The sequence below is a fragment of the Streptomyces sp. NBC_01508 genome (assembly GCF_045040315.1).
Classification (GTDB): Bacteria; Actinomycetota; Actinomycetes; order Streptomycetales; family Streptomycetaceae; genus Streptomyces.
The window spans coordinates 4,828,387-4,842,262 of the sequence record NZ_CP109419.1; the positions used below are offsets into that span (position 1 = coordinate 4,828,387).

16 protein-coding genes and 1 pseudogene are annotated in these 13,876 nt (G+C 70.3%); 8 read left to right on the forward strand and 9 right to left on the reverse strand.

The annotated features are described in order from the left end of the window. Nucleotides 1–44: 44 nt before the first annotated feature. Nucleotides 45–227, reverse strand: coding sequence for a ribbon-helix-helix protein, CopG family (locus OG700_RS22550; protein WP_405616318.1), 183 nt, complete (start codon nucleotides 225–227; stop codon nucleotides 45–47). 164 nt (nucleotides 228–391) lie between these two features. On the opposite strand from OG700_RS22550, the gene OG700_RS22555 reads away from it, so the two are divergent. Continuing rightward, a complete protein-coding gene (locus OG700_RS22555) occupies nucleotides 392–829 on the forward strand; it encodes a MarR family winged helix-turn-helix transcriptional regulator (protein WP_405616320.1) in 438 nt (145 codons plus the stop codon). Between the two features lie 104 nt (nucleotides 830–933). Beyond that, nucleotides 934–2,307 (forward strand): MFS transporter, encoded by a 1,374-nt coding sequence (locus OG700_RS22560; RefSeq protein ID WP_405616322.1) that lies wholly within the window; start codon nucleotides 934–936, stop codon nucleotides 2,305–2,307. A gap of 48 nt (nucleotides 2,308–2,355) precedes the next feature. Here the strand turns inward: OG700_RS22560 and OG700_RS22565 are convergent, their stop codons facing one another. Beyond that, a complete protein-coding gene (locus OG700_RS22565; protein ID WP_405616324.1) occupies nucleotides 2,356–2,958 on the reverse strand; it encodes a Uma2 family endonuclease in 603 nt (200 codons plus the stop codon). Between the two features lie 98 nt (nucleotides 2,959–3,056). On the opposite strand from OG700_RS22565, the gene thpR reads away from it, so the two are divergent. Continuing rightward, nucleotides 3,057–3,641 carry an RNA 2',3'-cyclic phosphodiesterase gene (thpR, locus tag OG700_RS22570; protein WP_405616326.1) on the forward strand — a complete coding sequence of 195 codons (585 nt, stop codon included), beginning with the start codon at nucleotides 3,057–3,059 and terminating at the stop codon, nucleotides 3,639–3,641. 177 nt (nucleotides 3,642–3,818) lie between these two features. Here thpR and OG700_RS22575 read toward each other — a convergent pair whose 3' ends face one another. Continuing rightward, the gene (locus tag OG700_RS22575; protein WP_405616328.1) at nucleotides 3,819–4,802 is read right to left on the reverse strand and encodes an aldo/keto reductase; all 984 of its coding nucleotides are present in this window, start codon (nucleotides 4,800–4,802) and stop codon (nucleotides 3,819–3,821) included. Between the two features lie 42 nt (nucleotides 4,803–4,844). Further along, a complete protein-coding gene (pip, locus tag OG700_RS22580; protein WP_405616329.1) occupies nucleotides 4,845–5,876 on the reverse strand; it encodes a prolyl aminopeptidase in 1,032 nt (343 codons plus the stop codon). Between the two features lie 70 nt (nucleotides 5,877–5,946). On the opposite strand from pip, the gene OG700_RS22585 reads away from it, so the two are divergent. Then, complete coding sequence (locus OG700_RS22585; RefSeq protein WP_405616331.1) at nucleotides 5,947–6,099, forward strand: hypothetical protein; 153 nt, start codon at nucleotides 5,947–5,949, stop codon at nucleotides 6,097–6,099. A gap of 4 nt (nucleotides 6,100–6,103) precedes the next feature. On the opposite strand, the pseudogene OG700_RS22590 reads toward OG700_RS22585, so the two are convergent. After that, nucleotides 6,104–6,677 (reverse strand): annotated as a pseudogene (locus OG700_RS22590) (MarR family winged helix-turn-helix transcriptional regulator). A 91-nt stretch (nucleotides 6,678–6,768) separates the two neighbouring features. Between OG700_RS22590 and OG700_RS22595 the strand changes: the two are divergent. Next, nucleotides 6,769–7,248, forward strand: coding sequence for a carboxymuconolactone decarboxylase family protein (locus OG700_RS22595; protein ID WP_405621892.1), 480 nt, complete (start codon nucleotides 6,769–6,771; stop codon nucleotides 7,246–7,248). On the opposite strand, the gene OG700_RS22600 is transcribed toward OG700_RS22595, so the two are convergent. Next, the gene (locus OG700_RS22600) at nucleotides 7,208–7,924 is read right to left on the reverse strand and encodes a GDSL-type esterase/lipase family protein (protein ID WP_405616333.1); all 717 of its coding nucleotides are present in this window, start codon (nucleotides 7,922–7,924) and stop codon (nucleotides 7,208–7,210) included. The two genes, OG700_RS22595 and OG700_RS22600, sit on opposite strands and share 41 nt — an antisense overlap. 65 nt (nucleotides 7,925–7,989) lie before the next feature. On the opposite strand from OG700_RS22600, the gene OG700_RS22605 reads away from it, so the two are divergent. Beyond that, on the forward strand, nucleotides 7,990–9,048 hold the full coding sequence (locus tag OG700_RS22605) for a WD40 repeat domain-containing protein (RefSeq protein ID WP_405616335.1): 1,059 nt from the start codon (nucleotides 7,990–7,992) through the stop codon (nucleotides 9,046–9,048). A 100-nt stretch (nucleotides 9,049–9,148) separates the two neighbouring features. Here OG700_RS22605 and OG700_RS22610 read toward each other — a convergent pair whose 3' ends face one another. Then, nucleotides 9,149–9,907, reverse strand: coding sequence for a TetR/AcrR family transcriptional regulator (locus tag OG700_RS22610; protein WP_405616337.1), 759 nt, complete (start codon nucleotides 9,905–9,907; stop codon nucleotides 9,149–9,151). An 82-nt stretch (nucleotides 9,908–9,989) separates the two neighbouring features. Between OG700_RS22610 and OG700_RS22615 the strand changes: the two genes are divergently transcribed. Next, nucleotides 9,990–11,015 carry an ATP-binding cassette domain-containing protein gene (locus OG700_RS22615; protein ID WP_405616339.1) on the forward strand — a complete coding sequence of 342 codons (1,026 nt, stop codon included), beginning with the start codon at nucleotides 9,990–9,992 and terminating at the stop codon, nucleotides 11,013–11,015. After that, entirely contained in the window at nucleotides 11,012–11,839 is an 828-nt protein-coding gene (locus OG700_RS22620) for an ABC transporter permease (protein WP_405616341.1), read from the forward strand. The genes OG700_RS22615 and OG700_RS22620 overlap by 4 nt, the downstream gene beginning before the upstream one ends. 3 nt (nucleotides 11,840–11,842) lie before the next feature. Here the strand turns inward: OG700_RS22620 and OG700_RS22625 are convergent, their stop codons facing one another. Continuing rightward, on the reverse strand, nucleotides 11,843–12,460 hold the full coding sequence (locus OG700_RS22625) for a Uma2 family endonuclease (protein WP_405616343.1): 618 nt from the start codon (nucleotides 12,458–12,460) through the stop codon (nucleotides 11,843–11,845). 215 nt (nucleotides 12,461–12,675) lie between these two features. Next, the gene (gene serC, locus OG700_RS22630) at nucleotides 12,676–13,794 is read right to left on the reverse strand and encodes a phosphoserine transaminase (protein ID WP_405616345.1); all 1,119 of its coding nucleotides are present in this window, start codon (nucleotides 13,792–13,794) and stop codon (nucleotides 12,676–12,678) included. Nucleotides 13,795–13,876 lie beyond the last annotated feature (82 nt).

The following is a 13,876-nucleotide window of genomic DNA, read 5'->3' on the forward strand; positions in this document are numbered from 1 at the left end:
GACCTGACCTGATCAGACCCGATCCGCCCGCGTCGCATGGGGTGTTACGCGGCGCCGTAGAACCTCTCCGTCTCGTCGACGGACGCCTTGAAGCGTTCGTCGAAATCGTCGCGCATGAGCGTCCCGACCACGTAGTCCTGGACGCTCATGCCGCGTCTGGCGGCATGCTGCCGAAGCCGGTCGAGCAGCTCACCGTCTATCCGCAGGCTGAGCACTGTCGATCCCATGCCGACCAGGGTCGGGGGCGGACGCGGGCCCGTGGGCTACTTTCCGCTGTTGTCTCACTCGTTCGAGTGAGCTGCATGTGCTCGATGTGTGGGATCTGTGCGACCTGGCGGGGGGAGGCGTCATCCATTTTCCTTAGCTTAGGTAATGAGTTACGCTAAGCACCATGCCTGACCTATCCCACGGCGACGACGCGATCGCCGTGAACGCACTCCGCTCGGCCGTCATGCGACTGGGGCGGCGACTCAAGCACCAGCGCGTCGACGAGTCCCTGAGCCCGACCGAGATGTCGGTGCTCGGCACCCTCGCCCGCTGCGGCTCGGCCACCCCCGGCGAGCTGGCCCGCAAGGAGCACGTACAGCCGCCGTCGATGACGCGCATCGTGGCCCTGCTCGAAGCCAAGGGACTGGTCCGGCTCGATCCGCACCCCGACGACCGCCGGCAGAAGGTGGTCACGTCGACCGAGCGCGCCGAGGCCATGCTCGAAGAGAGCCGACGCAAGCGGAACGCGTGGCTGACCGCCGTGGCGGAGGGGCTGGACGAGGACGAGTGGTCCAAGCTCCGCGCCGCCGCGCCGGTGCTGGAGAAACTCGCGCACCTGTAGCCATCCGTAGCCGCCAGTAGCCCTGCCCTTTCCACCCGCACACCCCTGGAAGCAACCACGCATCCGCACCAGCACGCCGTCCACGCCGAGGAGGCGAACCCACTTTGAGTACGGGATCCGGAGCAGACTCCGCCCCCGCACCGCACACCCCCGACCCCGTTGAACGGACCGCACAGCCCCCCGAGCCCCGCGCGAGCATGTTCAGTTCGCTGAAGATCCGTAACTACCGGCTCTTCGCCACCGGACAGGTCGTGTCGAACACCGGCACCTGGATGCAGCGCATCGCCCAGGACTGGCTGGTGCTCACCCTCACCGGATCATCCACGGCCGTCGGTATCACCACGGCCCTCCAATTCCTGCCGATGCTGCTCTTCGGCCTGTACGGCGGTGTCATAGCCGACCGGTGCAACAAGCGCACCCTGCTGCTCGGCACCCAGGCCGCCATGGGACTCACCGGCCTCGCACTCGCCGTCCTCACCCTCAGTGGCCAGGTCCAGGTGTGGCATGTGTACGCCACGGCCTTCGTGCTCGGCCTCGTCACGGTGGTCGACAACCCGGCCCGCCAGTCGTTCGTGCACGAGATGGTCGGCCCGGACCAGCTGCGCAACGCCGTCAGCCTGAACTCGGCCAACTTCCAGTCCGCCCGCCTCGTCGGCCCGGCCGTCGCCGGTGTGCTGATCACCGCCGTCGGCAGCGGCTACGCCTTCCTGCTCAACGGACTGTCGTTCATCGCCCCGATCGCGGCCCTGCTGCTGATGCGCAACTCCGAGCTGCTGAAGGTCGAACGCACCCAGCGTGGCAAGGGCCAACTGCGGGAAGGGCTGCGTTACGTCGCCGGAAGACCCGAGCTGATCTGGCCGATCGTGCTCGTCGGATTCATCGGCACCTTCGGCTTCAACTTCCCGATCGTGCTCTCCGCCTTCGCGGACGACGTCTACCACGCCGACGCCGGTACGTACGGCCTGCTCAACACCCTGATGGCGGTCGGCTCCCTGATCGGCGCCCTGCTCGCCGCCCGCCGGGGCAGCTCCCGGATGCGGCTGCTGGTGGCGGCGGCGATCCTCTTCGGTGTGCTGGAGATCGTGACCGCGTTCGCGCCGACGTTCTGGCTCTTCGCGGCGCTGCTCGTGCCGGTCGGCATGTTCGGCCTGACGGTCAACGTCACCGCCAACTCCAGCATCCAGATGACCACGGACCCGGCCATGCGCGGCCGGGTGATGGCCCTGTTCATGATGGTCTTCACGGGCGGTACGCCACTGGGCGCCCCGCTCATCGGCTGGGTCACCGACACGTACGGCGCCAGGGTCGGCTTCGCCTCGGGCGGCGTGGTCGCCACACTGGCGGCGGTGGGCGTGGGCGTGATGCTCGCCCGGGTGGGCGGCCTGCGCGTCAAGATCGACCTGCGCCGGGGGCACCCGCACGTGACGTTCGTACAGCGGGAGCGGGAGCGGGAGCTGGCGACGGCGACGGCTGCGTGAAGGGGCGCCCGCTCGCCCGGACGGCCAGGGGGAGCGGGCGCGGTTGGGTCAGCCGCGCGGGAACTCGTCGGTCTTGAGAGTCAGTCCGACCACGGTGTCCTTGAGCTTGATCTCCTCACCGAAGTCGACGGTCCGATCGACGGTGTACTCGTCGTTCTTCGGTTCGGTGAAGACGCGGCAGCGGCCGACGTACGGATCGACGACGAGATAGACGGGAACGCCGGCGGTCGCGTAGGCGGCTTTCTTCGGGCCGTAGTCGTTGAGGGCGGTGGATTTGGAGATCACCTCGGCCACCAACTCGATGTCCTCGTAGTCCCAGAGGCCCTTCGCGTTCTTGACGGCCTCGCCGGACAGCGCGACGACATCGCAGGCGAAGCCGTTGAGATGCCCGGGAAAGTCGAAGCGGACATCGGACTTGACCCGGCTGCGCGCATACCCGGAAGCGCGTAGCTGCTCGACCAGATCCAGGATGATTTCCCAATGGGTGTCCCGTTGTGGCGACATGAAGACGTTCCCCCCGACGATCTCGGCCTTGTATCCCTCGGGGACGGGCAACTGCTCAAGCCACTCGAACATCCTGTCCAGAGTCAGCTTGTCTTTTCTGTCGCTCTCGTCGGCCATGGCGATCCTGTCGGTCTCTACGACGGTCATCGTGGCGCTCCTCCCCGCTGCCGTACGAACTTCGGCAGCCGCGCAGTACAACGATAACCACGGTGACCTGGTCACGCCGGGCTGCCAGACTGACCGCCATGCGTCTCTTCGCCGCCGTACTGCCGCCCGCCCATGCCGTCGACGAACTCGCCGCCGCCGTCGACCAGCGGCTGCGCCGGCTACCCGGGGCGGACGGGATGCGGTGGACCGGGCAGGATGGGTGGCACTTCACGCTCGCCTTCATGGGCGAGGTCGACGACTGGCGGCTGCCCGAGCTGACCGAGCGGCTGGAGCGCGCGGCGCACCGTACGGAAGCGTTCTCGCTGCGGCTGCGCGGCGGCGGGCACTTCGGTGGGCGCGCGCTGTGGGCCGGCGCCGCCGGGGGCATCGCGCAGCTGCGGCGGCTCGCCGAACGCGCCGACGCCGCCGCGCGCCGGACCGGGCTGCCGATGGAGGAGCACCGCGCCTACCGGCCGCATCTCACGCTGGCCCGTACGCGGACCGATACCGACCTGGCCCCGTACGCCGCCGTGCTCGACGGCTTCGAGGGCACGCCGTGGGAGGTCGGGGAGGTGGTCCTCGTACGGAGCCGGCTGCCCGTGGCCGGGGTGCCGGGCGAGCAGCCTCGGTACGAGACGCTGGTGCGCTGCCCCACCGCGAGGCCCGCCGGCCACGGCCGATAACCTCGGACGTGTGGACCCCAAAACCCGGAACCGGATCATGGCCGCCGCGCTGGTGCTGATGTTCGTGATCGTCGCTGTGGCGGCGGCGTTCGGTTAGCAGACGGGAGAGCGCGGCCCGAGAGCCGCGCCCCCTGTGCCTGGCGACTACCTGGCGACTACCTGGCGACTACCTGGCGACTACCAGGCGAACGCCTCCGGCGAAGGCCCCGGGCCCGGGAAGATCTCCTCCAGCGACGCCAGCACCTCGTCCGACAGCTCCTGCTCGACCCCGCGCAGCGCGGACTCCAGCTGCTCGGCGGTACGCGGGCCGACGATCGGGCCCGTCACGCCGGGCCGCGTCAGCAGCCAGGCCAGAGCGGCCTCGCCCGGCTCGATGCCGTGCTTGGCGAGCAGGTCCTCGTACGCCTGCACCTGCTCACGGATCTTCGTGTCCTTGAGCCGGTCGCCCGAACGCTTGCCGGTGGCGCCCTCGCGCTCCTTGCGGATCGCGCCGCCGAGGAGCCCGCCATGGAGCGGCGACCAGGGGATGACCCCGAGGCCGTACTCCCGCGCGGCCGGGATGACCTCCATCTCGGCGCGGCGCTCGGCGAGGTTGTACAGGCACTGCTCGCTGACCAGGCCGTACGAGCCGAGCCGGTGCGCCGTCTCGTTGGTCTGGGCGATCTTCCAGCCGGGGAAGTTGGACGAACCGGCGTAGAGGATCTTGCCCTGCTGGATCAGGGTGTCGATCGCCTGCCAGATCTCCTCGACCGGGGTGTCTCGGTCGATGTGGTGGAACTGGTACAGGTCGATGTGGTCGGTCTGGAGCCGCTTGAGGCTGGCGTCGACCGCGCGGCGGATGTTGAGGGCGGACAGCTTGTCGTGGTTGGGCCACGCGTCGCCGTCGGCGGCCATGTGCCCGTACACCTTGGTGGCGAGCACGACCTTGTCGCGGCGGCCGCCGCCCTGGGCGAACCAGGTGCCGAGGATTTCCTCCGTACGGCCCTTGTTCTCGCCCCAGCCGTAGACGTTGGCGGTGTCGAAGAAGTTGATGCCGGCGCCGAGCGCGTCGTCCATGATGGCGTGGCTGTCGGCCTCGTTGGTGTGGGGGCCGAAGTTCATGGTGCCGAGGACGAGTCGGCTGACTTTGAGTCCGGTGCGTCCGAGCTGCGTGTACTTCATGACTCCACAGCCAACGCCTTCGAGCGCGCTCGAAGCAAGGGCTCAATGGGTGCGCCGGGCGTCCGTGCCGGGGTCACCCGGTCCGCCCGGCGCCGCGAACGCGTCGAGCGCGGCCAGTACCTCGCGGCGCATCGTCGCGCTGCCCTTGTGGCCGGCGTCCTCCACGACGACCAGTCGGGCGCCGGGCCAGGCGGCGGCCAGGTCCCAGGCGGTGCCGAGTGGGCCGGACAGGTCGTACCTGCCGTGGATCAGCACCCCCGGAATCCCCGCCAGCCGTCCCGCGTCGCGCAGCAGCGCGCCCTCCTCCAGCCAGGCGCCGTGCGAGAAGTAGTGCGCGCAGATCCGCACGAATGCCTGGCGGCCGGCGGCGGGCCGACCGCTGTACGGGTCGGGGGAGCCGTGCGGTTCCCCCGAGAGCACCGCGTCCTCCCAGGCGCACCAGTCGGCGGTGGCCCTGTCCCGTACGGCGGGGTCCGGGCTCTCGGTGAGGCGCGCGTAAGCGGCGAGGAGGACGGGGGTGTCGTCCGGGTTGCCCGCGCTCGGCGCGTTCGCCGCGCCGGCCCGGAAGCGTGCCCACGCCTCGGGGAAGATCTGGCCGGCGCCCCGGTAGAGCCAGTCGATCTCGGAGCGGCGGGTGGTGGTGACACTGGGGATGACGATCTCCGAGACGTGCTCGGGGTGCCGCTCGGCGTACGCGAGGATCAGCGTCGAGCCCCAGGAGCCGCCGAACAGCAGCCACTTGTCGATACCGAGGTGCGTGCGCAACCGCTCCATGTCGGCGAGGAGATGGCCGGTGGTGTTGTGCCGCAGGTCGGCGGCGGGGTGGCTCGCGTGCGGGGTGCTGCGTCCGCAGTTGCGCTGGTCGAAGAGGACGACGCGGTAGCGGGCGGGGTCGAAGTACCGCCGTACGCGAGGATCGCACCCGGAGCCGGGGCCGCCGTGCACGACGAGCGCGGGCTTGCCGTCCGGATTGCCGCAGACCTCCCAGTGGACGAGGTTGCCGTCGCCGACGTCGAGCGTGCCGTGGTCGTAGGGCTCGATCGGCGGATACCGCTCATCGGGTTCGCGGTCCACGAGGTGCTCTCCTTCGGGGGTGGGGTGCTTAGGCTTGAGGCGAGGACGAGTGGGGGAGGGGCGTGCGGCGATGTCTTCGGGTGGCGCGGACGACGAGGGCGGTGAGCCGCCCTGCATGCTGGAACTGGTCTGCGAGGAGTGCGGCCGGCTGAACGACGACCCCGAGTCGGTGTCCTGCGGCGGGTGCGGGCGGGCGCTCGGGCGGGCGCTCGGGCCGGAGTGACGGCTCACTGGCCGCCGAGCCAGTCGCCCGCGTCCAGACCGAACTCGTCCGGCGGGGTGACCGCCCGCAGGTCCGTCTCCAGGGCGCGCAGCCGGTCGGGGCCGAGGGTCGCCGCCCACCGGGCGCGCAGTTCGTCGAAGATCCGCGCCGAGCGGGCGAGCGCGTCCAGGCCGTGCGGGGTGAGGCGGATCAGTTTGCGGCGGGCGTCCGTGGGGTCCTCGGTGCGTTCCGCGTAGCCCAGGGTCTCCAGGCGGTCGGCCGTCTTGCCCGCGGCCTGCTTCGAGACGCCCAGGCGGCGGCCGACGGTGGCGGCGGTGGCGCCACCGGTGCCGATCGCCTGCATGGCGAAGCCGTGCGCGGGCCGGAGGTCCGGGTGGCCCTGGCGGGCCAGTTCCGCGTGCAACTGGTCGATCAGGGACCGGAATCCGGCGAAGAGGAGCAGCGGCAGCTCGTATCCGGGCGCGTCGCCCGGACGCTCGGAGTCCGCGCGCTCGGAGCCCGCGCGCTCAGCCACGGCCGCCCGGACCATTCGCGTTGCGGAAATCGACAACCTGGTTTACCTTTTTTTCGTCAACCACGTTGTCCATTCTAGGGAGGGCTCCCGTGCGAGCCAACGCCACCTTCGCCGATCACACCCCCGACACCGCACCCCCCGGCTCCCGCCGCGCCATGGAGGCCACCGCCGGCCATCTGGGGTTTCTGCCGTCCGCCATGGCGCGGCTCGCCGCCTCGCCCCAGTTGCTCGAAGGGTTCCAGAAGCTCACCGCCCTCTTCGACGACACGACGCTCGACCCGGTGGCGCGCGAGGTCGTAGTGATGACCGTCGTCACCCGCAACGAGTGCCACATCTGCGTGGCCATGCACAGCGGCAGGCTGCGGAAGCTGGGCGCCGACGCGGAGTTGATCGCCGCACTGACCGAGCAGCGCGCCTTGGTGGACCAACAGCTCGAAGCCGTACGGCAGTTCACCCTCGCCGTCCTCGCGACCGCCGGAGCGGTGGACGACGCCGAGCTCGACGCGTTCCTCGCGCACGGCTACACGGCACGCAACGCCCTCGAAGTCGTCCTGGGCATCGGCACGTACACCCTCTCCACCCTCGCCAACCGCCTCACCCGCGCACCGCTCGATCCCCAACTCGCCGCGATGTGACGGCATATGGCGCACCCAGCCGCCACGCCCGGTGCATCGCGTCGGCGAACGCCCCGGCGAGCAGATGCTCGCCCGAAGGACCCGGGTGGGTCCCGTCGTAGGTGTCGCGGTGGAGGTCGTACGACGCCGGGCGCGCGGCCGGCAGCAACGGGGAGGTCGGGCAGTCCAGTTCGGCGACCGCCTTGGCCAGCAGGTCGTTGAAGCGGTCGATCTCGGCGGCGAACGCCGGGTCGGTGTCCGCGCGGGTGTTGGGTATGACGGGCAGCAGAACGACCCGGACGCGCGGGTTGGCCGCCCGTGCCTCGGCCATGAACTCCCTTACATAGACGGCCGTTTGCTCGCTGTCCGTGTAGAAGCCGAGGTCTATCAGGCCCAGCGAGACGAGCAGCACGTCCGCGCGGTGCGCGGCGACCGCCCCGCGGATCACCGGCGCCATGTGCTGCCAGCCCTCGCCCCAGCCCGCGAGGTGCGGCCACGCCTTCGCGGGGAAGTCGGGGGCGCCGTACGCGTGCGACACCGGGGCGTCGGCGTGGGCGTCGTACAGACCGGTACGCGGGCCGACGATCGCGTACGGGCCGCCGTACGACGCGTTCAGGTGCTGCCACATCCGGTAGCGCCAGGTGAAGTCGCCGGCGCGGCCGATGGTCATCGAGTCGCCGACGAACATGAAACGCATCGGATCATCATCCCCGATCACCGGCGGACGACCGCGCCCGGCCCGTGAGGTGGCAGTCTTGGGCCATGGTCAAGGTCCTGCGTCCGTCTCCGCGTCTCGCCGGCGCCGCTGTCGCGGCGGCGCTGCTCGCCCTGTCCACCCTCTCCGCCCCGGTGGCGACGGCCGCGCCCGCCGCGCCTGCCGCGCCCGCCGCCGACCCCGACCGGAGCTTCCGGATCCTGGACCCGCGCATCACCGAGTCCAGCGGGCTCGCCGCCAGCCGCGCGCACCCCGGCGTCTACTGGACGCACAACGACCAGGACAAGCCCCTCATCTACGGCGTCGACTCCCGGACCGGCGAGACCGTCGCGACGATCACCATGCGCGGGGTCGGGGAGCCCCGTGACATGGAGGCGATCTCCGTCGGCGCCGACGGTGACATCTACGTCGGTGACATCGGTGACAACCTCAACGGCAGTTGGGACCACGTCTGGATCTACCGCTTCCCGGAGCCGAAACGGCTCGCGGACGCGACGGTCGACGCGACGCAGTACGACGTGAAGTACGCGGACGGCCCGCGCGACGCCGAGGCGCTGATGGTCCATCCCACCACCGGCCGCGTCTACATCGCCTCGAAGAACGAGGCCGGCGGCGGCCTCTACGAGGGACCGGCGAAGCTGACCACCGGTGCCACGAACACCTTCACGCGCGTCGGCGAGGTGCCGTGGGTGACCGACGGCGCGTTCTCGCCGGACGGCAAGGAACTGGTGCTGCGCTCGTACCTCAGCGCCCGTGGCTACGCGTGGAAGAACGGCCGCCCGGGCGCGGACCACCGGGTCCGGGCCCCGATCCAGGGCCAGGCCGAGTCGGTGACGTACACCCTGGACGGGTCGGCCCTGATGTTCGGCACGGAGGGGACGCGCAGCGAGGTCAACCGCGTCGACATCGAGGGCGGCGGCGGCTCGTCGTCGGGGGGCGGCAGCAGCGCGGGGGGTGACGTGGCCGGCGACGGCGGCGGCGGCGCCGGGGGTGACGGCGGGGGTGACGGCGGGGGTGACGGCGGGAACGTCACGATCGGCGCGGTGGTGCTGGTCGGCGCGGCCGTGCTGTTCTTCGGGTTCAAGCGCCGGCGGCGGAGCGACTAGGTCCTGTCCGGCGGATTTTCGGGGATCAGCCCGGGGCGTCTGGTGCGGCCGGACAGTACCCAAGGGCGGTGACCAGCGGGGTTCACCGGGTCCGGACCGGTTACGCGCCCGTGCGCTGTGCGACCAGCACCTCCAGGCCGTCGAGCAGCCGCTGGAGGCCGAACTCGAAGTGGTCGAAGTCGGAGCCGAACGCGTCTGCCGAGAGCGTGGCCATCACCGGATAGCGCCCGCTGGTCATCACCTTCGACAGGTACGGCTCCTGCGCCTCCCAGAACTCGTAGTCGCTGATGCCCGTCGCCTGCCGGACCTCGACGGCGTGCACCTGGGTGCGGGCGACCCCGGAGACGTAACCGCTGACCATGATGAGCACGGATACCAGTTCCTGGTCGGTCAGCCCCATGTCCTTGATCCCGCCCAGTAGCGTCTCCATGCCGCCGACGGCGCCCGGGCCGAGGACGGGCCTGGTCTGGTTGACGGAGAGCAGCCAGGGGTGGGCCTGGTAGAGGGCGAGTTCCTCGCGGGCCGCCGTCTCGACGGTCTTTCGCCAGCCGGGGGCGTCCGCCGGCTCCGGGCGGCCGACGTTGTCCCCCTGGACGCGGTCCAGCATCAGGTCCACCAGTTCGGCCCGGCCCGGGACATGGCGGTAGAGCGACATCGTTCCCGCGCCCAGCTCCGTGGAGAGTCTGCGCATCGAGACCGCCGCGAGCCCTTCGGCGTCCGCGATCTCGACGGCGGCCGTGACGATCCGGTCGAGCGTGAGCCCCGGTTTGGGGCCGCGGGTCGCACGCTCGCCGGTGCCCCAGAGGAGTTCCATGCTGCGGGACACATTGCCGCTGCCGCTGCTTTCCGTTGTCGCCATGGCCTCAGCCTAATCTCCTGGACATTAATTGGGTACCGTGTACGCTCCTTGGGTACACCGTACTCAGTTCTTTGGAGGGGCAGTGACCGAATACGCCGTACATGCCGAAGCGATCCGCAAGCGGTACGGGGACACGTACGCCCTCGACGGCTTCGACCTCGCCGTACGCACCGGGACCGTGCACGGACTCCTCGGCCCGAACGGCGCGGGCAAGACCACCGCCGTCCGTGCCCTCGCCACCCTGCTCACGCTCGACGGCGGGCGCGCGACGGTCGCCGGGGTCGACGTCCGCAGCGACCCGCGCACCGTCCGCGGCCTGATCGGGCTCACCGGGCAGTACGCGGCGGTGGACGAGATGCTCACCGGCCGGCAGAACCTGGAGATGTTCGGCCGCCTCTTCCACCTCGGCGGACGGCGGGCCGCCCTGCGCGCCGGGGAACTGCTGGAGCAGTTCGACCTGGTGGACGCGGCCGGCAAGGGCGTGAAGGGGTACAGCGGCGGCATGCGGCGCCGGCTCGACCTCGCCGCGTCGATGATCCTCGTCCCGCGGGTCCTCTTCCTCGACGAGCCGACCACCGGGCTCGACCCGCGCGGGCGCGGCGAGGTCTGGGACGCGGTGCGGGCGCTGGTGGCGGGCGGTACGACGGTGCTGCTCACCACGCAGTATCTGGACGAGGCCGACAAGCTCGCCTCGCACATCACGGTCATCGACCGGGGGCGGGCCATCGCCGACGACACCCCGGACGGGCTGAAGAACACCGTGGGCGGTGACCTGATCGAGGTCGTCGTGTACGAGGAACGTGAACTCCCGGCGGTGACCGAGGTGATCGCACGCGTCGCGGGATCGGCGCCCGGGACGGACACCGAGGCACGCCGGGTGCACGCGCCGGTCACCGACCGGGTGACCGCGCTGACCGAGGTCGCGCGGGAGTTGCGGGACCGGGGGATCGCGGTGGAGGACATCGGCCTGCGCAGGCCGAGCCTGGACGACGTGTTCCTGCGGCTGACGGGGCACCGTACGGAAGAGCCCCCGGCCGACGTGACGAAGAAGACGACGAAAGCGAAGTCGGAAACGAAGTCGGAAACGAAGACCGGGGTGGCGGCATGACCACGAACGTCAGTCTCGCACCGCAGGGCACGCGCGGCCGGACCTACTGGGCGGCGGTCGACTGCTGGAATCTCGTACGCCGCAGCCTGACCCACTACCAGCGCCAACCCACCTTCATCCTCTGGACGTTGGGCTTTCCACTGGTCTCCGTGCTGCTCTACGGCTATGTCTTCGGCAGCGCCATGAAGGTGCCGGGCGGCGGTGACTACCGGGAGTTCCTGATGCCGGGCATGTTCACCATGACGATGGCCTTCGGCTTCATGAACACGGCGACCGCTTTCGTCACCGACTCCAGCAAGGGCGTGCACGACCGCTTCCGGTCGATGCCGATGGCGCCGTCCGCGGTGGTCACCGGGCGGGGCGTCGTGGACCTGATCACAGCGGGCGCGGAACTGGCGATCCTCGCGCTCACGGCCCTGGCGATCGGCTGGCGCGCGGACGGCGGCCTGCTCGCGTCCCTGGCGGGCTTCGGCCTGCTCCTGCTGCTGCGCTTCTCGCTGATCTGGATGGGAGTCTGGCTCGGCCTGGTGGTCCCCGGTCCCGAACAGGCGGGCAGTCTCTTCGCCGTCGCCTTCCCGGTGACGATGATCTCCAGCGTCTTCGTGGCCCCGTCCCTGATGCCGGACTGGCTGGGCGTGGTCGCGGCGTGGAACCCGGTGTCCGCGACGGTGACGGCGATCCGCGAACTGTTCGGCAACCCGGTGGCGAGCGGCGGCAGTTGGCCGGAAGAACACGCGCTGCTGCTGTCGGTGGCCTGGCCGGTGGCGATCACGCTGGTGTTCGTACCACTGGCGGTACGGAGGTTCCAGCGGCTGAGCCGGTGAACGTCAGGTGGCTTTCCTGGGCTCCCCGGCCTTGAGCAGGGCGGAGACGTCGAGCTTCACCTCGGCGCCGATGGAGTCGGGGAGGAGGATCTGCTCGCCGGGCGCGTGGATGCGGTGACTGGTGTAGTCGCCGGCGACGGGTTCGGTCAGAACGTGCAGCCGATTGTGTTTACGGTCCACGATCACGTAGATCGGGATTCTGGCCTCGGCGTAAGCGGTGACCTTGTTCCGCAGGTCCTGCTGGTAGTTGCTGGAGGTGACTTCGAGGACCAGACGAAAGACGACGGGGTCGTAGCAGTTGAACTGGATCAGGTGCTCTTCGAAGTCGGCGTCGACGACGGCCAGGTCCGGGATGGCGAAGTCCTCCGGGCCGCCCGGCAGCCACAGACCCACGTTCTGTAGGACTCTCGATTCCTGACCGTGCACGCCAACGGCCAGGAAGGGGATCATGACGTCGGTGAGCACCGACGCGTGGTTGCCGTCCGGGGGCGGGGTCACGGCGATGACGCCTCCGATGATCTCGACGCGGTAGCCGGGAAGCTGCTCCATGAGGTGGTCGGCGGCTTCGAGCTGGCTTTCCGGTGGGCTGTCACAGGGGTGCTCGGCTGCTGCGGCAGACATGCGGGCCTCCTGATGGCTGGTGTCGAGACCATCATCGTATGCCGGGACAGCCCGGTACGTCGTGAGCGTGATCCTTCACGCGTAGGAGTGATGACGCCGCCGGTCGATCCCGTGAGACACGTACGCCCCGGCCCGGTCGGTGCCGACCAGGCCGGGGCGTACGACGGGTTACGCGTGCGTCGATGCGTGCGTCAACGCGTGCGTCAACGCGTCCGTCAGAGCTTGTCGATCACGTAGTCGACGCACGCCGTCAGCGCCTCGACGTCCGCCGGGTCGATCGCCGGGAACATCGCCACCCGCAGCTGGTTGCGGCCCAGCTTGCGGTACGGCTCCGTGTCCACGATGCCGTTGGCACGCAGCACCTTGGCGACCGCCGCCGCGTCGACCTCGTCCGAGAAGTCGATCGTGCCGATGACCTGCGAGCGGTGCGCAGGGTCGAGCACGAACGGGGTCGCGAACTTGGACGACTCCGCCCAGCCGTACAGCGTGCGCGCCGACGTGGCCGTGCGGGCGGTCGACCAGTCGAGGCCGCCCTGGGTGTTCAGCCAGGTCAGCTGCTCGTTCAGCAGGAAGAGCGTGGCGAGCGCCGGGGTGTTGTACGTCTGGTTCTTCAGCGAGTTGTCGATCGCGGTCGGCAGCGAGAAGAACTCCGGGATGTGCCGGCCCGAGGCGTGGACCCGCGCGGCGCGCTCCAGCGCGGCCGGCGAGAAGACCCCGATCCACAGGCCGCCGTCGGAGGCGAAGGACTTCTGCGGGGCGAAGTAGTAGATGTCGGTCTCGGCGATGTCGACCGGCAGGCCGCCCGCGCCGGACGTGGCGTCGACCACGACGAGCGCGCCCTCGTCGGCGCCCGCGACGCGCTTGACCGGCGCGGCGACACCCGTGGAGGTCTCGTTGTGCGTGAGCGCGTAGACGTCCACGCCCGCCTCGGCCGCCGGGTCCGGGTGGGTGCCCGGCTGGGAGGAGATGACGCTCGGCTCGGCCAGCCACGGGGCGAGCTTCGCCGCCTTCGCGAACTTCGACGAGAACTCGCCGAACGTCAGATGCTGCGACTTGTTCTCGATCACACCGTGCGTCGCGATGTCCCAGAAGGCGGTGGAGCCGCCGTTGCCCAGGATCACCTCGTAGCCCTCGGGGAGCTGGAACAGCTCACGCACACCGTCGCGCACCGCGCCGACCAGGTTCTTCACCGGGGCCTGGCGGTGGGACGTGCCGAGGAGAGAGGTACCGGTGGCGGCCAGGGCGTCGACCGCCTCCGTACGCACCTTGGAGGGGCCAGCGCCGAAACGACCGTCGGCGGGCTTGATGTCAGCGGGAATCTGAATATCGGCCACGGGCGGCAGCCTAGACGTTTTCCGCCGGCCGTCAGGGGAGCGGTTCACGTCGTGAGATGTGGTGGGGAGGCGGTGGGAGGTG